The 15,996-nt window shown below is 68.1% G+C and carries 18 protein-coding genes; 11 read left to right on the forward strand and 7 right to left on the reverse strand.

Annotated elements, in window-relative coordinates; genetic code table 11:
* Positions 1-187: 187 nt before the first annotated feature.
* From pstS to phoR, 7 genes are all read left to right on the forward strand, one after another.
* Complete coding sequence (gene pstS, locus AC1DF3_RS33685; protein WP_478142354.1) at positions 188-1,225, forward strand: phosphate ABC transporter substrate-binding protein PstS; 1,038 nt, start codon at positions 188-190, stop codon at positions 1,223-1,225.
* Between the two features lie 18 nt (positions 1,226-1,243).
* Positions 1,244-2,314, forward strand: coding sequence for a phosphate ABC transporter permease subunit PstC (gene pstC / locus AC1DF3_RS33690; protein WP_286532106.1), 1,071 nt, complete (start codon positions 1,244-1,246; stop codon positions 2,312-2,314).
* Positions 2,311-3,195, forward strand: a complete 885-nt coding sequence (gene pstA, locus AC1DF3_RS33695; RefSeq protein ID WP_286532104.1) for a phosphate ABC transporter permease PstA — start codon at positions 2,311-2,313, stop codon at positions 3,193-3,195. The genes pstC and pstA overlap by 4 nt, the downstream gene beginning before the upstream one ends.
* 8 nt (positions 3,196-3,203) lie before the next feature.
* Positions 3,204-3,986, forward strand: a complete 783-nt coding sequence (pstB, locus tag AC1DF3_RS33700; RefSeq protein WP_286508990.1) for a phosphate ABC transporter ATP-binding protein PstB — start codon at positions 3,204-3,206, stop codon at positions 3,984-3,986.
* Positions 3,987-3,995: 9 nt separating this feature from the next.
* Positions 3,996-4,697: a phosphate signaling complex protein PhoU gene (gene phoU / locus AC1DF3_RS33705; RefSeq protein ID WP_286528690.1), complete on the forward strand. Its 702-nt coding sequence runs from the start codon at positions 3,996-3,998 to the stop codon at positions 4,695-4,697.
* An 18-nt stretch (positions 4,698-4,715) separates the two neighbouring features.
* Positions 4,716-5,408, forward strand: coding sequence for a phosphate regulon transcriptional regulator PhoB (gene phoB / locus AC1DF3_RS33710; RefSeq protein WP_286532102.1), 693 nt, complete (start codon positions 4,716-4,718; stop codon positions 5,406-5,408).
* A gap of 113 nt (positions 5,409-5,521) precedes the next feature.
* Complete coding sequence (gene phoR, locus AC1DF3_RS33715; protein ID WP_478142355.1) at positions 5,522-6,856, forward strand: phosphate regulon sensor histidine kinase PhoR; 1,335 nt, start codon at positions 5,522-5,524, stop codon at positions 6,854-6,856.
* On the opposite strand, the gene AC1DF3_RS33720 is transcribed toward phoR, so the two are convergent.
* From AC1DF3_RS33720 to AC1DF3_RS33730, 3 genes are all read right to left on the reverse strand, one after another.
* Positions 6,840-8,198 (reverse strand): MATE family efflux transporter, encoded by a 1,359-nt coding sequence (locus AC1DF3_RS33720; protein WP_478142356.1) that lies wholly within the window; start codon positions 8,196-8,198, stop codon positions 6,840-6,842. The genes phoR and AC1DF3_RS33720 overlap by 17 nt on opposite strands.
* Positions 8,191-9,939 (reverse strand): hypothetical protein, encoded by a 1,749-nt coding sequence (locus AC1DF3_RS33725; protein ID WP_478142357.1) that lies wholly within the window; start codon positions 9,937-9,939, stop codon positions 8,191-8,193. Before AC1DF3_RS33725 ends, AC1DF3_RS33720 begins: the two co-directional genes overlap by 8 nt.
* A gap of 80 nt (positions 9,940-10,019) precedes the next feature.
* The gene (locus AC1DF3_RS33730) at positions 10,020-10,289 is read right to left on the reverse strand and encodes a type B 50S ribosomal protein L31 (RefSeq protein ID WP_158722485.1); all 270 of its coding nucleotides are present in this window, start codon (positions 10,287-10,289) and stop codon (positions 10,020-10,022) included.
* Positions 10,290-10,412: 123 nt separating this feature from the next.
* On the opposite strand from AC1DF3_RS33730, the gene AC1DF3_RS33735 reads away from it, so the two are divergent.
* The gene (locus tag AC1DF3_RS33735) at positions 10,413-11,474 is read left to right on the forward strand and encodes an oxidoreductase (protein WP_478142358.1); all 1,062 of its coding nucleotides are present in this window, start codon (positions 10,413-10,415) and stop codon (positions 11,472-11,474) included.
* Between the two features lie 24 nt (positions 11,475-11,498).
* Here the strand turns inward: AC1DF3_RS33735 and rho are convergent, their stop codons facing one another.
* Positions 11,499-12,764: a transcription termination factor Rho gene (gene rho / locus AC1DF3_RS33740; protein WP_158722484.1), complete on the reverse strand. Its 1,266-nt coding sequence runs from the start codon at positions 12,762-12,764 to the stop codon at positions 11,499-11,501.
* A gap of 183 nt (positions 12,765-12,947) precedes the next feature.
* Positions 12,948-13,280, reverse strand: a complete 333-nt coding sequence (trxA, locus tag AC1DF3_RS33745; RefSeq protein ID WP_028253873.1) for a thioredoxin TrxA — start codon at positions 13,278-13,280, stop codon at positions 12,948-12,950.
* A gap of 129 nt (positions 13,281-13,409) precedes the next feature.
* On the opposite strand from trxA, the gene AC1DF3_RS33750 reads away from it, so the two are divergent.
* The gene (locus tag AC1DF3_RS33750) at positions 13,410-14,648 is read left to right on the forward strand and encodes a TIGR03862 family flavoprotein (protein ID WP_478142359.1); all 1,239 of its coding nucleotides are present in this window, start codon (positions 13,410-13,412) and stop codon (positions 14,646-14,648) included.
* Between the two features lie 12 nt (positions 14,649-14,660).
* Here the strand turns inward: AC1DF3_RS33750 and AC1DF3_RS33755 are convergent, their stop codons facing one another.
* On the reverse strand, positions 14,661-14,846 hold the full coding sequence (locus AC1DF3_RS33755; RefSeq protein ID WP_286532091.1) for a hypothetical protein: 186 nt from the start codon (positions 14,844-14,846) through the stop codon (positions 14,661-14,663).
* 131 nt (positions 14,847-14,977) lie between these two features.
* Between AC1DF3_RS33755 and AC1DF3_RS33760 the strand changes: the two genes are divergently transcribed.
* Together AC1DF3_RS33760 and AC1DF3_RS33765 are read left to right on the forward strand one after the other, a co-directional pair.
* The gene (locus tag AC1DF3_RS33760; protein ID WP_286532089.1) at positions 14,978-15,394 is read left to right on the forward strand and encodes a hypothetical protein; all 417 of its coding nucleotides are present in this window, start codon (positions 14,978-14,980) and stop codon (positions 15,392-15,394) included.
* Between the two features lie 20 nt (positions 15,395-15,414).
* The gene (locus tag AC1DF3_RS33765; RefSeq protein WP_286532087.1) at positions 15,415-15,846 is read left to right on the forward strand and encodes a hypothetical protein; all 432 of its coding nucleotides are present in this window, start codon (positions 15,415-15,417) and stop codon (positions 15,844-15,846) included.
* Here the strand turns inward: AC1DF3_RS33765 and AC1DF3_RS33770 are convergent.
* A partial coding sequence (locus tag AC1DF3_RS33770; RefSeq protein WP_478142360.1) for an integrase core domain-containing protein occupies positions 15,843-15,996 on the reverse strand: 154 nt, incomplete at its 5' end. The two genes, AC1DF3_RS33765 and AC1DF3_RS33770, sit on opposite strands and share 4 nt — an antisense overlap.

A 15,996-nucleotide genomic window follows, 5' to 3' on the forward strand; every position in this document is an offset into this window, starting at 1 on the left:
ATCGTAGCCCGGCGGGGTTCCGAGGCTAGGCGGGCTGTGTGACGAATCTGTGACAGCGACACATGGATACGTGTCGCCAAAGGCGATTTTCCCTCTGTGGGAGGGTGTCACGACGCTGTCACACAAGCTTTCTAGAGTCGCTGCCAAGCCCTCCAAGGGGGTTCACTTGCAGCTCAAAGGAAGCACCATGAAAACGACGTTCAAATTTGCAGCCGCCGGCATGATCGCCGCCGCCATCGCCCATATCCCGGCCTTCGCCCAGGAGGCCACCGGCGCCGGCGCCAGCTTCCCGGCGCCGCTCTATTCCAAGTGGGCCGCCGATTTCAACAAGGCCACCGGCGCCAAGATCAACTACCAGTCGGTCGGCTCGGGCGCCGGCATCAAGCAGATCGATGCCAAGACGGTGGACTTCGGCGCTTCCGACATGCCGCTGTCCGACGACGAACTCAAGGCCAAGGGCCTGATGCAGTTCCCGACTGTCATCGGCGGCGTGATCCCGGTGGTCAACATCCAGGGCATCAAGCCGGGCGAACTCAAGCTCAGCGGCCCGGTCCTGGGCGACATCTACCTCGGCAAGATCACCAAGTGGAACGATGCCGCCATCAAGGCGCTGAACCCCTCGCTGAACCTGCCCGACGCCACGATCGCCCCGGTGCGCCGCGCCGACGGTTCGGGCACTACCTTCCTGTTCACCAACTACCTGAGCAAGGTCAACCCGGACTGGAAGGCCAAGGTCGGCGACGGCACGGCCGTGAACTGGCCCACGGGCGCCGGCGGCAAGGGCAACGAAGGCGTCGCGGCCTTCGTGAACCGGCTGCCGAACTCGATCGGCTACGTCGAATACGCCTACGTCAAGCAGAACAAGATGACCTACGCGCAGATGCAGAACGCGGCCGGCCACTTCGTCTCGCCGGACGACGACGCCTTCAAGGCGGCGGCCGCGGGCGCCGACTGGTCGAAGACCTTCTACCAGGTGCTGACCGACCAGCAGGGCAAGGATTCGTGGCCGATCACCGGCGCGACCTTCATCCTGATGCACAAGTCGCAGGAAAAGCCGGCCCAGGCCACCACCACGCTCAAGTTCTTCGACTGGGCCTACAAGAACGGCGACAAGACCGCCGGCGACCTGGACTACGTGCCGATGCCCGACAAGGTGAAGGGCGCGATCGCCACCGCCTGGGGTGACATCAAGGACGCGTCGGGCAAGCCCGTCGCGATCAAGTAAGACCACCCCCCGGCGCGCATGAGCACTCCGCTTGATCGTGCGCCGGCTTCGGAGCGACCTGTGTCATCCACATTCCCCGCCGGCGCCGGCCCGCTCGACCTCCCGGCCGAGCGCGCCCGTGCCAAAGTCACTCCGCCGCCGGCCAAGCGGCCGCGCAGCGGCCCCGCCACCGACCGCCTGTTCGGCTGGGCCGCCAAGGGCGCCGCTCTGCTGACCCTGGCGATGCTGATCGGCATCCTGCTGTCGCTGCTGTACGGCGCCTGGCCCGCGATCGCGAAGTTCGGCCTCGGCTTCCTCACCAGCAGCGTCTGGGATCCGGTGCAGGACCAGTACGGCGGCCTGGTGATGATCTACGGCACGCTGGCGACCTCGCTGATCGCGCTGCTGATCGCGGTGCCGGTGAGCTTCGGCATCGCGCTGTTCCTGACCGAAATGTCGCCGGCCTGGCTCAAGCGGCCGCTCGGCACGGCGATCGAACTGCTGGCCGCGGTGCCGTCGATCGTCTACGGCATGTGGGGCTTGCTGGTGTTCGGCCCGATCCTGTCGACCTATGTGCAGCAGCCGCTGCAGAAGCTTTTCGAGGGCGTGCCATACCTGGGCGCGCTGGTCTCGGGGCCGCCGGTCGGGATCGGCATCCTGTCGGCCGGCATCATCCTGGCGATCATGATCATCCCGTTCATCGCCTCGGTGATGCGCGACGTCTTCGAGGTCACGCCGCCGCTGCTCAAGGAGTCGGCCTACGGCCTCGGCTCCACCACCTGGGAAGTGGTCTCCAAGGTGGTGCTGCCCTATACCAAGGCCGGCGTCATCGGCGGCATCATGCTCGGCCTCGGCCGGGCGCTGGGCGAGACGATGGCGGTCACCTTCGTGATCGGCAACACCAACCAGCTCAACTCCCTGTCGGTCTTCGAGCCCGCCAACAGCATCACCTCGGTGCTGGCCAACGAGTTCGCCGAAGCCGGCGCCGGGCTGCACCAGGCTTCGCTGATGTACCTCGGCCTGGTGCTGTTCTTCATCACCTTCGTGGTGCTGTCGCTGTCCAAGCTGCTGCTGGCGCAGATGAAGAAGAGCGAGGGCACCAAATCATGACCACTGCGGAACGCCTCCTGAACGCCAAGACGCTGGAGGAGACGCGCGCGGCGCGCTTCGCCGGCCGCAAGCGGATCAACTTCGTCGCCCTGACCCTGTCGCTGGCGGCGATGGCCTTCGGCGTCTTCTGGCTGGTGTGGATCCTCTGGGAAACGCTGCGCCTGGGCGTCGGCGGCCTGGCCCTGAGCACGCTGACCGAAATGACACCGCCGCCGAACGAGGCCGGCGGCATCGCCAACGCGATCTTCGGCTCGCTGGTGATGGTGCTGATGGCGACCTTCGTCGGCACGCCGATCGGCATCATGGCCGGCATCTACCTGGCCGAGTACAACCCCAAGGGCTGGCTGTCGACCATCGTGCGCTTCGTCAACGACATCCTGCTGTCGGCGCCGTCGATCGTGATCGGCCTGTTCGTCTACGCCGTGGTGGTGGCCTACTTCAAGTCCTTCTCGGGCCTGGCCGGCGCGCTGTCGCTGGCGCTGATCGTGATCCCGGTCGTGATCCGCACCACCGAGAACATGCTGCAGCTGGTGCCGCCGGGCCTGCGCGAAGCGGCCTATGCGCTCGGCACGCCGAAGTGGAAGGTGATCCTCAGCATCACGCTGCGCGCGGCCCGCGCCGGCGTGGTGACAGGCATCCTGCTGGCCGTGGCGCGCATCGCCGGCGAGACCGCGCCGCTGCTCTTCACCGCGCTCAGCAACCAGTTCTGGACCTCCGACGTGACGCAGCCGATGGCCAGCCTTCCGGTGACCATCTTCAAGTTCGCGATGAGCCCGTACGAGAACTGGCAGCAGCTGGCCTGGGCCGGCGTGTTCCTGATCACCGTCGCGGTGCTGGCGCTCAACATCCTCGCGCGGGTCCTCACGCGCAACAAGCTCTAAGAAAAACCATGCCTACCACCACCCTCGCACAGCCGACGCGCTCGAAGATCTCGGTCAAGGACCTGAACTTCTACTACGGCAAGTTCCACGCGCTCAAGGGCATCAACCTCGAGATTCCCGAGAACAAGGTCACGGCTTTCATCGGCCCGTCGGGCTGCGGCAAGTCGACCCTGCTGCGCACCTTCAACCGCATGTTCGAGCTCTATCCCGAGCAGCGCGCCGAGGGCACCATCGCGCTCGACGGCGAGAACCTGCTGACATCCAAGCAGGACGTCGCGCTGATCCGCGCCAAGGTCGGCATGGTGTTCCAGAAGCCGACGCCGTTCCCGATGTCGATCTACGACAACATCGCCTTCGGCGTGAAGCTGTTCGAGACGCTCAGCGCGTCGGAGATGGACGACCGGGTCGAGTGGGCGCTCAAGAAGGCGGCCCTGTGGACCGAGGTGCGCGACAAGCTCCAGCAAAGCGGCTCCGGCCTCTCGGGCGGGCAGCAGCAGCGCCTGTGCATCGCCCGCGGCATCGCGATCAAGCCCGAGGTGCTGTTGCTCGATGAACCCTGCTCGGCACTCGACCCGATCTCCACGGCGAAAATCGAGGAGTTGATCGCCGAGCTCAAAAGCGAGTACACCGTGGTCATCGTGACCCACAACATGCAGCAGGCAGCGCGCTGCAGCGACTACACCGCCTACATGTACCTGGGCGACCTGATCGAGTTCGGCGCCACCGAGGAACTGTTCTTCAAGCCGAAGCGCAAGGAGACCGAGGACTACATCACAGGCCGTTTCGGCTAAGGGGACGACATGACCGAGAAGCATCTTTCCAGCCAGTTCGACAGCGAACTCAACACGGTTTCGTCGCGCGTGATGGAGCTCGGCGGCATGGTCGAGGCCCAGATCCACCAGGCGGTCTACGCGCTGCAGGAATTCGACGCCGAGGCGGCCGAGCGGGTCGCCGAGACCGAGCACCGCGTGAACGCGATGGAGATCGAGATCGACCGCGAGCTGTCGTCGATCATCGCCCGCCGCCAGCCGACCGCGCGCGACCTGCGCCTGCTCATCGCGATCTCGAAGACCACCGCCAACCTCGAGCGCGTGGGCGACGAAGCCAACAAGATCGCCCGCATGGTCAAGTCGATCATCGAGAGCGGATCGGCCCGCGCGCTGCCCTCGACCGAGCTGCGCATCGCCGCCGACCTGGCCTCCGGCCTGCTGCGCAAGGCGCTCGACGCCTTCGCGCGCCTGGACACTGCGGCGGCGCTGTCGATCCTCAAGGACGACGACCTGATCGACAAGGAGTTCGACGGCTTCGTGCGCAAGCTGGTCACCTACATGATGGAAGACCCGCGCAAGATCTCCGCCAGCCTCGACCTGCTGTTCCTGGCCAAGGCGATCGAGCGCATCGGCGACCACGCCAAGAACATCGCCGAGTTCATCATCTACATCGTCAAGGGCGCCGATGTGCGGCACACTTCGATGGAAGCCATCGAGTCGGCATTGCAGTGACCGGCAGACATTGAATTCATGAAGAAACCAAGGATCCTGATCGTCGAAGACGAGTCGTCGATCGCCGAGCTGATCGCCGTCAACCTGCGCCACAACGGCTTCGAGCCGATCTGGGCCGAGGACGGCGCGGCGGCGCAACGCGAGATCGACGCCTTCCTGCCCGACCTGGTGCTGCTCGACTGGATGCTGCCGGGCCAGAGCGGCCTGCAGCTGGCGCGCCAGTGGCGCAAGGACCCGCGCACCAAGACCATTCCGATCCTGATGCTGACCGCGCGCGGAGACGAGCCCGACAAGGTGGCGGGGCTCGATGCCGGCGCCGACGACTACATCACCAAGCCGTTCTCGACCCAGGAAATGCTGGCGCGGATCCGCGCCGTGCTGCGCCGGCGGGCGCCCGAGGCGGTGGCCGAGCGGGTCGAGATCGGCGAGCTGGTGCTCGACACCGCCACCCACCGCGTCACCTGGCAGGGGGCGCCGCTGAAGGTCGGGCCGACCGAGTTCAAGCTGCTGGGCTTCCTGATGCAGCACGCCGAGCGCGTCCACAGCCGGGCCCAGCTGCTCGACAAGGTGTGGGGCGACCACGTCTACATCGAGGAGCGCACGGTCGACGTGCATGTCAAGCGCCTGCGCGAGTCGCTCGGTGCGGCCGCGCCGATGGTCGAGACCGTGCGCGGCGCCGGCTACCGGCTCACCGCCCAGGCGACAGTCTGAGACCTTGCGGGACAGACCAAGAAACTGCAAAGCAGTTTTTGCTCTGTCCTCAACCGATTAGCTTTCCTGCAAGAGGCCCTGCCGGTTCCGGCCGGGCGGGATAATTGCCCGGCATGCCGTTTCGTATCGCTACCTTCCTCACGGCGTCCGCGCTTGGCGGTGCCCTGGCCACGGCCTTGCTGAACTGGCACCACGCCTGGCTCGGCGCCTGGCTGGGCGCGGTGCTGTGGCTGGTGCTCGACGCCTGGCGCGCCCAGCGGCTGCTGAACGTGCTGCGCCGCGATGCGGCCGGGCTGCCTTCGCGCGGCGCGGGCGTCTGGGGCGAGCTGTCCGAGCGCATCCGCAAGCTTCTGCGCGAGCGCGAACAGCAGACCCGCCAGGCCGAAGACCGGCTGCAGGAATTCCTGGCCGCCATCCAGGCCTCGCCGAACGGTGTCGTGCTGCTCGACGAGCAGGGCCGCATCGAATGGTGCAACCAGACGGCCGCCGGCCAGTTCGGCATCGATGCCGAACGCGACCTGCTGCAGCACATGGCGAACCTGGTGCGCGACCCGGCGTTCGTCGCCTACCTGGCGTCCTGGAACTACAGCCGCGACGTCGTGATCGATGCCCAGGGGCCGCAGCAGCGCAGCCATCCGGCCCGCCTGTCGGTGCAGGTGCACCCCTATGCCGGCAACCGCCGCATGCTGCTGACGCGCGACATCACCTCGCTCGAGCAGGCCGAGGCGATGCGGCGCGACTTCGTTGCCAACGTCTCGCACGAGATCCGCACCCCGCTCACGGTGCTGGCCGGTTTCGTCGAAACGCTGCAGAACCTGCCGCTCGACGCCGAGGAGCGGGCCCGCTACCTGGGCCTGATGTCGCAGCAGTCGCACCGCATGGAGACGCTGGTCAACGACCTGCTGACCCTGTCGCGGCTGGAGGGCAGCGCGGCCCCGCCGGCGACCCGCTGGACCCGCATGCGGGCCTTGATGGCGCAGTGCGAGGACGAGGGCCGGGGCTTGTCGAGCCGGCTGAGCTCGCACGGGCATCGCCTGTCGTTCTCGATGGAAGCCGACTCCGAGATCGCCGGCGCGCCGACCGAGCTGCAGAGCGCCATGTCCAACCTGCTGAGCAACGCGATCCGCTACACGCCCGGCGGCGGCCAGGTCGCCGTCAGCTGGCGCCTGCTGCCCGACGGCCGTGGCGAGTACGCGGTGCGCGACAGCGGTCCGGGCATCGCGGCCGAGCACCTGCCGCGGCTGACCGAGCGCTTCTACCGCATCGACCGCAGCCGCTCGCGCGAGACCGGCGGCACCGGCCTCGGGCTGGCGATCGTCAAGCACATCGCCCAGCGCCACGGCGCCGAGCTGCGCATCGAGAGCACGCTTGGCAAGGGCTCGCGCTTCGCGCTGGTGTTTCCGCCGGCCCGGCTGCGGCAGGCGACGCCCCTCAGCGCCGTCGCCTGAGCGTCGCCAGCAGCAGTGCGACGAACAGGCCGGCCGTGAGCGCCAGGGCCGCCGCGCCCATGAGCCAGAAGGCGAGCGGTGACGCCATCGCGCCCCAGGGGCCGATGCCGCGATAGGCCAGCAGGTAGCCGCCGCCCAGTCCCATGCCCCACAGCAGCGCGCAGTACAGCGCGAGCGGCATCACCGTGACGTGGTAGCAGCGCAGGACGAAGACGCACAGCGTCTGCAGCGCGTCCGCGAAGTGATAGAGCGCGGTGGCCAGCAGCAGCGTGGCGCCGAGCGCGATCACCGCCGGGTTGGCCGAATAGACGGCGGCCAGCTGCCAGCGCAGCGCCGCCATCGCGCCCGCGAACAGCAAGGCGAAGAGCACGGTCAGCTCGAAGCCGCGGGCGCAGGCGCGCCGCGCGAGCGCGGCGTCGCCGGCGCCGAGCCAGTAGCTGACGCGCGCACTGGTCGCGATCGAGAGCGACAGCGGCACCATGTAGGCGACCGCCGTGAGGTTGGCGGCGATCTGGTGGGCCGCCGAGGCCGCGGTGCCCAGCCGGGCGATGAACAGCGCCATCAGCGTGAACGACGTCACTTCGACCAGCACCGAGAGCCCGGCCGGCACGCCCAGCCGGGCGAACTGGCGCAGCTGGCGCCAGTCGGGCGGCTCGATGCGCTGCCAGAAGCGGTAGCCGGTGTAGAAGGGATCGCTGCGCAGGAGCCAGACGGCGGCGCCGAGCATCGCGTAGTTGACCACCAGCGTGGCCCAGCCGCAGCCCACCAATCCCAGCGCCGGCAGCCCGGCGCCGCCGAAGGCGAACCAGATCGACAGCGGCAGCTTCAGGCCCAGCGACGCCAGCTGCAGCCAGGTCACGAGCTGGGGCTTGCCCAGGCTCTGGCTGAGGGTGCTGAAGACGCGGAACAGCAGCGCCGGCGCCAGCGCGAAGGCCAGCACCTGGAGGTAGGCCTCTACGTCATCTCGCATGGCCGCCGGCACCTGGGTCCAGCGCAGCAGCGGTGCGGGAAAGAGCAGCAGCCCCATGCCGAGCGCGATCGCGGCGGCGCAGAGGTAGAGCGACTGGCGCACCGAGCGGCCGACATCGGCGGTGCGCCGGCCGCCGTGCAATTCGGCCCAGATCGGCAGCAGGGCCTGCAGCCCGCCCATCAACGAGACGTAGACGCTGATGAAGATCGCCGAGCCGACCGACAGGGCGGCCAGTGCGCCTTCGGCATAGCGGCCGGCCACGATCGTGTCGGTGACCCCGAAGGCCATCACCGCGAGCTGGCCGACCAGCACCGTCGCTGCGTGGCGTGCGATCAGGCCTCGATCCCGGGTGGCGCCCGGCTTGCTAGCCACCGCCACCGGCCGGCGTGATGCGTTGGTAGAGCAGCAGGTCGTCGCTCGGGCTGGTCGGGCGGCGCAGGGTGCCGATCAGGCGCCAGCCGTCGAGGCTCACGATGTCATGCAGGCGGGCGATCGCCGCCGGGCTCACCAGCAGCCAGGGGCAGGGCGCCTCGGTGGCGAGCGACCTCAGCTTGAAATTGCCGTGGTAGCGCAGCGCGGCGATGTGCGGCCGGCTGAGCGCGAGTTCGGAAATGCACTCGGTCTGGCCGACTTTTTCGGAAATCGCGTGGACCTGGGGGATGTAGCTGCGCGCGTAGTCGAGCAGCGGCAGCCACAGCGTCATCAGCAGCATCCAGCACAGCGCGGCGCCGCCGGCCGGCAGCACCAGGGTCTTCCAGAGCGCGGCGCGATGGCGGCCGGTGCGCCAGCGCACCAGCCAGGCCCAGGCCAGCGTCGCGACCAGCGCGAAGACGAAGGCCACGGCCGAGAAATGCGGCACGAAGCCGGGCGCCAGCTTGGCGACGTTGGCGGCCGGCTTGGCCGGCACCCCGGTCTGCATCGCCACCCACATCACCCAGATGATGATCGCCGAGCCGGTGAAGAACAGCAGCGTGAACCAGTCGATCAGCGCCGCCACGCTGCGCCGCAGGGTCGGCAGCGCGAACGCCGCCAGCGTGGCGAGGGCCGGCAGCCCGAGCAGCAGCGAGCGCTCGGAGAAATCGGTGGTCCAGGTCGCCAGCAGCGGCACCAGGGCGAACCACAGCGGCAGCGCCACGTGGCGCGCGAGCAGCTGCCGGCGCCAGCGCCAGAGGGTCCACACCGCCAGCGGCCAGGTCGGCCAGGTGAACCACAGCAGCAGCTTGGCCTGGTCGCGCAAGTCGGCGATCAGGCGCACGTTCGGGTCGCTGCCGGGCAGGTCGATCTTCCATTGGAAGAGGCCGAGCCCGGCGCCGAGCGCGGTGGCCAGCAGCGTCGTGCCGAGCACGGCGGCGATGGCACCGCGGCTGTAGGTCGGCTCGGATTCGGGCGTTTCGTCGTCGCTGCTGCTGCGGCGGCGCTCCGCGACGAGAACCCCGACGCAGCCCAGGCCCAGCGCCAGGCCGACCGTCGGTCCGCCGGACAGCACCAGGCCGAGGCTGCCGACCAGCAAGGCGACGAAGGCGCCGATGCGGTGATAGGGCAGCGCCGCGACACCGTAGAAAAGGTGCGCGGCGAAGAACAGCTGGGCCAGCGCCGGCGTGGTTTCATGGCCCAGCTGCGCCAGGCCCAGCGAGGCGATCAGCGCCAGCAGGGCGCCGTCGGCGATGGCCCGCGCATAGTCGGTGGGCCGGGCCTCGCCGCCAAAGGCGAAGGCCACCGGCTGCGCCCGCCGCGTGCGCGCCAGGTAGTAGGCGGCATACCAGGTGGCGGCAAAGGCACCGGCCAGCAGCAGGGCGAAGGCGATCCGCACTGCGAGGTCGGGATTGATCCAGGCCGGTGCGATCTTGATGGCCCAGGCGCCGATCCAGTAGGGCAGCAGCGCCGGCGTCTCGGGACTCAGGCTCAGCAGCATCGGATCGAACCAGCGGGCCAGGCCGCCGCCGCCCTGCGCGAGCTCGGCCATGAAGCCGAAGGCCGCGATGTCGGCGCTCTTCCAGGGCCCCCGGCCCAGCAGCCCCGGCATCAGGTAGGCCGCGCACAGAAGCAGCAGCGCGATCCGCGGCAGGCGGCGCACGGCGCTTTGGGCAACGATCGCGGGCGTCGGCTGGTTCAAGGGTCGGGAGTTCGAGGGAGGCAGATGTGAAAAAGGGCAGCGCGGTAAACCGGGCTGCCCTCGACGCGGAAGCGCCTTCCTTACTTGGAGGCGGCGCCGGTCGTCTTGCCGAAGCGGTTGCGGAACTTCTCGACGCGGCCACCCATGTTGTCGACCGACTTTTGCGTGCCGGTGTAGAAGGGGTGCGACTCGCTCGAGGTGTCGAGCTTGAAGAGAGGCAGTTCGCGACCGTCGTCGGTCTTGCCCATTTCCTTGGTGTTCGCGCACGAACGGGTCACGAACTTGAAGCCGTTCGAGAGGTCAACGAACAGAACTTCGCGGTAGTTGGGGTGAATGCCTTCTTTAGCCATGATTCAAATCCTTTGGGTCGATGCGAGAGCCACTTGCCGGGCAGGACGCCAACGAGAGCACTTTTCGCTAAGCCCGCAATTATCGCATACTGCCTTGTTTCAGCGCCAGAGGCCCGTTTCAACATGCCATCTCCCACCCTGAAGGCCGGCCTGGTCGGCTACGGATTCGCCGGCCAGACCTTTCATGCGCCCGTGCTGTCGGCGGTTCCGGGGCTCGAGCTCGGTGCCGTGGCCAGCTCCCAGCCGAACAAGGTGCATGCCGACTGGCCGCGTGTCGACGTGGTCCCGGATGTCGGTGCGCTGTTGCGTCGAAGCGACATCGACCTGGTGGTGGTGGCCGCCCCCAACGCCCAGCATCATCCGGTCGCGCGGGCGGCGCTGGAGGCCGGCAAGCACGTCGTGGTCGACAAGCCTTTCACCCTCGATGCGGCCCAGGCGCGCGATCTCGCGGCGCTGGCGAAGCGCCAGGGGCGGCTGCTGTCGGTCTACCAGAACCGGCGTTTCGACTCGGACTTCCTGAGCCTGCGCGACCTGCTCGCGCGCCGCGAGCTCGGTCGTCCGGTGTTCTTCGAATCGCACTTCGACCGCTTCCGGCCGCAGGTGCGCGAGCGCTGGCGCGAACAGCCGGTGCCCGGCGCCGGCCTGTGGGTCGATCTGGGCGCCCACCTGGTCGACCAGGCGGTGCAGCTTTTCGGCCGGCCCGACACGCTGCAGCTGGACACCGCCGCGCTGCGCGAGCGCGCGCTGGTCGAAGACTATTTCCATGCCGTGCTGCGCTACGAGAGCGGCGAGCACGCGCCCTTGCGGGTGGTGCTGCACGCGACCACGCTGGCGGCGTTCCCGGCGCCGCGCTACATCATGCACGGCACCCGGGGCAGCTACCTGAAGCGCGGCGTCGATCCGCAGGAAGACGCGCTGCGCGCCGGCGGCCGGCCCGGCGATGCCCAATGGGGCGCCGACCCGGTCGACGGCGAACTCACGCTGGTGGGGCTGGATGGCAGCGCACGCACGCAGAAGCTGCCCACGCAGGCCGGAAACTACGTGAGCTACTACGCGGCGGTTCGCGATGCGATCCTGGGGAAGGGCCCGAATCCGGTGACGCCGGAGCAGGCGGTCGAGCTGATGGAACTGCTCGACCTGGGTCGCCAGAGCGCGGCGGAAGGCCGGGCCCTGGCGGCGCGCTGACAGGGCGTCAGCGCGAGGAGGCGATCAGCCTCCGCGACGCATCATGTCGAAGAACTCGACATTGGTTTTCGTCGCCTTCATGTTCTTGAGCATCAGCTCCATCGACTCGATCTCGTCCATGTTGTACATGAGCTGGCGCAGGATGCGGGTCTTCTGCAGGATCTCGGGCGCGAGCAGCAGCTCTTCGCGGCGGGTGCCGCTGCGGTTGAGCTGGATCGAGGGGAACACGCGCTTTTCGTAGAGGCGGCGGTCGAGGTGGATTTCGGAGTTGCCGGTGCCCTTGAACTCTTCGAAGATCACTTCGTCCATGCGGCTGCCGGTGTCGATCAGGGCGGTGCCGATGATGGTCAGCGAGCCGCCTTCTTCCACGTTGCGCGCCGCGCCGAGGAAGCGCTTGGGGCGCTGCAGCGCATTGGAGTCGACACCGCCGGTGAGCACCTTGCCCGACGACGGCACGACGTTGTTGTAGGCGCGGGCCAGGCGGGTGATCGAGTCGAGCAGGATCACGACGTCCTTCTTGAGCTCGACCAGGCGCTTGGCGCGCTCGATCACCATTTCGGCGACGTGCACGTGGCGCGCGGCGGGCTCGTCGAAGGTCGAGGCGATGACCTCGCCCTTCACGGTGCGCTGCATCTCGGTCACTTCTTCGGGCCGCTCGTCCACCAGCAGCACCATCATGTGCACTTCGGGGTAGTTGGCGCTGATCGCGTGCGCGATGTGCTGCATCATCACGGTCTTGCCGCTCTTGGGCGGTGCCACCAGCAGGGCCCGCTGGCCCTTGCCGATGGGGGCGATGATGTCGATGATCCGGCCGGTGATGTTCTCTTCGCCCTTGAAGCCGTCGCGCTCGAGCTTCATCTGCTCCTTCGGGAACAGCGGCGTCAGGTTCTCGAACATGACCTTGTGCTTGTTGTTCTCGGGCAGGCCGTCGTTGACCTTGTCGAGCTTGGTCAGCGCGAAGTAGCGCTCGCCGTCCTTGGGCGTGCGCACTTCGCCTTCGATCATGTCGCCGGTGTGCAGGTTGAAGCGCCGCACCTGGCTCGGCGAGATGTAGATGTCGTCGGTGCTGGCGGTGAAGCTGGTGTCGGGGCTGCGCAGGAAGCCGAAGCCGTCGGGCAGGATCTCGAGCACGCCGTCGGCAAACACCTGTTCGCCGGCCTTCGCGCGCTTCTTGATGATCGCGAACATGAGCTCCTGCTTGCGCATGCGGCCGACGTTTTCGATCTCAAGGGCTTCGGCCTGCTTGAGGACTTCGGACACGTGGAGTGCCTTGAGTTCGTTTAAGTGCATGGAATGACCCCGTGCGGGGAAATCAGTCTGAAACCAGGAGGGGGAGGTTTGAGGAGAGGCGAGAAATGCCTCACAAACCGGGGAACTCGAACCGGGTCCCTGGAAGGGCCGGTGATCTGCGGGAGATTATGACAGGAAAATCGGCGGCTGCCGGCGCATTGCGCGCAGGCAGCCGGACAAGGCTCAGGCGAGCTGCTGGTCGATGAAGGCCGTGAGTTGCGCCTTGCTCATCGCGCCGACCTTGGTGGCGGCGAGTTGGCCGTCCTTGAACAGCATCAGGGTGGGGATGCCGCGGATGCCGAACTTGGCAGGGATGTCGCGGTTCTCGTCGACATTCATCTTGGCGATCTGCAGCTTGCCTTCGTAGGTGTTGGACACCTCGTCGAGGATGGGCGCGATCATCTTGCACGGGCCGCACCATTCGGCCCAGTAGTCGACCAGCACGGGCTTGCCGGACTTGAGCACGTCGGCTTCGAAGGAGGAGTCGGAGATGTGTTTGATGAGGTCGCTGGCCATGGGGTTGTGTCCTTCTGCGCGGAGAGTTTCGGTGTCGCCAAAGTGCAGGTCATTGTGACAGAAACCAAGTGGCGGCGTGGTCGGCCCCCAGGCTATGGCGGCGATAGGCAAAGCGGTGACACTCGACGCATGAACCAAGTAAAGAAAGTCGCGGTGGTCGGTGGCGGCCCCGCCGGATTGATGGCCGCCGAAACGCTGGCTGCCGAAGGCGTCGAAGTGCATCTCTACGACGCCATGCCCTCGGTCGGGCGCAAGTTCCTGCTGGCGGGACGTGGCGGCTTGAACCTCACGCATTCCGAACCCTTCGAACGCTTCGCCGGCCGCTTCGGCGAGCGCAGCGAGCAACTGGCGCCGCTGCTGCGCGCCTTCGGTCCCGACCAGGTAAAGGCCTGGGCGCAGGGCCTGGGCATCGAGACCTTCGTCGGCACCTCGGGGCGCGTGTTCCCGAAGGACATGAAGGCCGCGCCGCTGCTGCGTGCCTGGCTGCATCGGCTGCGGCAGGCCGGCGTGCGCTTTCACATGCGCCATCGCTGGCTCGGCTGGGACGACGCGCAGGCCGTGGCCACCACGCTGCGCTTCGCCGCGCCGGACGGCGAAGCCGCGGCCTCCCATGACGCCGTCGTGCTGGCGCTCGGCGGTGCCAGCTGGTCGCGGCTGGGGTCCGATGGCGCCTGGGTGCCGTGGGTGGCTGGGCGCGGCGTCGGGGTGGCGCCCCTGCTGCCGGCCAATTGCGGCTTCGACCTCGGCTGGACGCCGCACTTCGCCGAGCGTTTCGCCGGCATGCCCTTCAAGTCCGTGGCGATCGCGTTCAGCGATTCGCACGGTCGCAGCTTTGCGCGCAAGGGGGAGTTCGTCGCCACCGCCACCGGCATCGAGGGCAGCCTGGTCTATGCGGCGTCGGCCTTGCTGCGCGACGAGATCGCCGAGCGCGGCAGCGCCACGCTGATGCTCGACCTGCTGCCCGATCGCAGCGCCGAGCAGGTGCGCGCCGCGGTGCTGCACCCACGCGGCGCACGGTCGCTGGCCAGTCACTTGAAGAGCCGGCTCGGCATCGAGGGCATCAAGGCCGGTGTGCTGCACGAGGTGCTCGACCGCGACGAGATGCATGCGCCGGACAAGCTGGCCGAGACCCTCAAGGCGGTGCCGCTCCGGCTGAAGGCCGCGCGACCCATCGACGAGGCGATCAGCACCGCCGGCGGCGTGCGTTTCGATGCGCTCGACGACCAGTTGATGGGGGTCGCGCTGCCGGGAGTTTTCTTTGCCGGCGAGATGCTCGACTGGGAGGCGCCGACCGGCGGCTACCTGCTGACCGCATCGATGGCCAGCGGTGCAGCGGCCGCGCGCGGCGTGCTGGCACGCTTGAAGTAGCGTCCGTTGGCCTCAGGCCGGGCCCAGCCAGTGGCGGGCGGTGGTGGCGATGACCTGTGCCGCCCGGGCCTTGATCTGCGGCGCTGCGGGCAGCTCGCAGGCCACCGGAAACGGCCAGGACCTGCGCCTCGCAACGCGGGGTCGAGGCTCGAACGGCAGCACCCTGCCGGCGTTCGACGAGGGCGTGGGGTGGGGCATGGTCTCGCCTTGTGTGGTGATGGTGGGCGGTTCATTCTACAGAAGTAACTGTATAAAAACACAGGATCTTCAAACTCGACCAATACCTTCGACTTAAGGCAGTCCTCAGCAACCTCGTCGATGCTAGGGTCATGAGCCCGAACACCACACACACCGCCGCGGACCTGCTTGCCAGGGGTGGCCGCGCGGACGCACAAGCTTCAGCCCTGAGCCCCGAGACATTGACCGCCTGCCGACGCGCTGCGCGCGCGCTGACGGCCCATCTGCGCGCCTGCGGCGAGCAGGCGCTGAGCTATCCGCAGGTCAACCTGGTTCGGGCCCTGTATCTGGCCGAGACGGCCACCGGCCGCCCGCTGCGCAGCGCCAACCAGACCATGGGCATGGTGGCGCAGTTCTTCACGCCGACGCAGATGGACTTCGCCGTCGAGTTGCTGACCGAGGCTTTCGATGGGGAGGAGGGCGAAGCCTGGGCCATCCTCTCGGAGCTCGAGCGCATCGCCGATGAAGCGGTGCCGGGTCGCCCGGACGCGAGCCGGCATCCCGACTGAGCGTGGAGGCGCCGCAGCCCATGTTCACCAAGCTTCTGGCGCTGGCCGGGGACTGCGCGCGCCCGCGACCGCCCCGGCGGCCCCTGGCTCCGATCCACATCGAGGTCCAGTGGGAGACGGCCTTCGAGGAGCGGCCCCGGATCCGGGTCCTGCCCCTCCGGGGCGCGGTCTGGGTGCCGACATCGGATGTGCGCCATGCGTTGAGCCCGTCGGCCGACGAACTGGCGCACGGGATGCGGCAGTCGATCGCCACCCACCGACCGGCGCCGGTTGCAGTGACGCTTCCGGTGTTGTCGGGGTGCCCCGGTGCGGCGCACGAGGCGCTCGGCTGCGTGCGGATTTCCCAGTTGGACGCGCTCGGGGCTTATTGGGGGTGCGAGGCCCGCGCTCGCTACCTCCGGCATTACCTGTCGCTGGCCTTGGGCGAAGGGGGGCGGGCGCTGACGCGCTAGATGTCGAGTTTCAGCAGGTTGTTCATGGCCGGTATCCGGCTCATGGGCGGCTGATGGTTGAGGGCTGAGTGTGGCCGATGCCAGTTGTAGTGATGGATGAAGGGCTGTAGCGCGGCCTCGCGTTGAGCTGAGCTTTCGTAGGGCCTGGCG

The sequence above is a fragment of the Variovorax sp. 10N432 genome (genome assembly GCF_056394465.1).

Excerpts from the sequence above, each read along its gene's own strand:
- AC1DF3_RS33735 (WP_478142358.1), top strand. The coding sequence starts at position 10,413 with ATGCCATCTCCCACCCTGAAGGCCGGCCTGGTCGGCTACGGATTCGCC.
- trxA (WP_028253873.1), bottom strand. The coding sequence starts at position 13,280 with ATGGCCAGCGACCTCATCAAACACATCTCCGACTCCTCCTTCGAAGCC.
- phoU (WP_286528690.1), top strand. The coding sequence starts at position 3,996 with ATGACCGAGAAGCATCTTTCCAGCCAGTTCGACAGCGAACTCAACACG.
- AC1DF3_RS33760 (WP_286532089.1), top strand. The coding sequence starts at position 14,978 with ATGAGCCCGAACACCACACACACCGCCGCGGACCTGCTTGCCAGGGGT.
- phoR (WP_478142355.1), top strand. The coding sequence starts at position 5,522 with ATGCCGTTTCGTATCGCTACCTTCCTCACGGCGTCCGCGCTTGGCGGT.
- AC1DF3_RS33730 (WP_158722485.1), bottom strand. The coding sequence starts at position 10,289 with ATGGCTAAAGAAGGCATTCACCCCAACTACCGCGAAGTTCTGTTCGTT.
- AC1DF3_RS33765 (WP_286532087.1), top strand. The coding sequence starts at position 15,415 with ATGTTCACCAAGCTTCTGGCGCTGGCCGGGGACTGCGCGCGCCCGCGA.
- phoB (WP_286532102.1), top strand. The coding sequence starts at position 4,716 with ATGAAGAAACCAAGGATCCTGATCGTCGAAGACGAGTCGTCGATCGCC.
- pstS (WP_478142354.1), top strand. The coding sequence starts at position 188 with ATGAAAACGACGTTCAAATTTGCAGCCGCCGGCATGATCGCCGCCGCC.
- rho (WP_158722484.1), bottom strand. The coding sequence starts at position 12,764 with ATGCACTTAAACGAACTCAAGGCACTCCACGTGTCCGAAGTCCTCAAG.
- pstC (WP_286532106.1), top strand. The coding sequence starts at position 1,244 with ATGAGCACTCCGCTTGATCGTGCGCCGGCTTCGGAGCGACCTGTGTCA.
- pstB (WP_286508990.1), top strand. The coding sequence starts at position 3,204 with ATGCCTACCACCACCCTCGCACAGCCGACGCGCTCGAAGATCTCGGTC.
- pstA (WP_286532104.1), top strand. The coding sequence starts at position 2,311 with ATGACCACTGCGGAACGCCTCCTGAACGCCAAGACGCTGGAGGAGACG.
- AC1DF3_RS33750 (WP_478142359.1), top strand. The coding sequence starts at position 13,410 with ATGAACCAAGTAAAGAAAGTCGCGGTGGTCGGTGGCGGCCCCGCCGGA.
- AC1DF3_RS33755 (WP_286532091.1), bottom strand. The coding sequence starts at position 14,846 with ATGCCCCACCCCACGCCCTCGTCGAACGCCGGCAGGGTGCTGCCGTTC.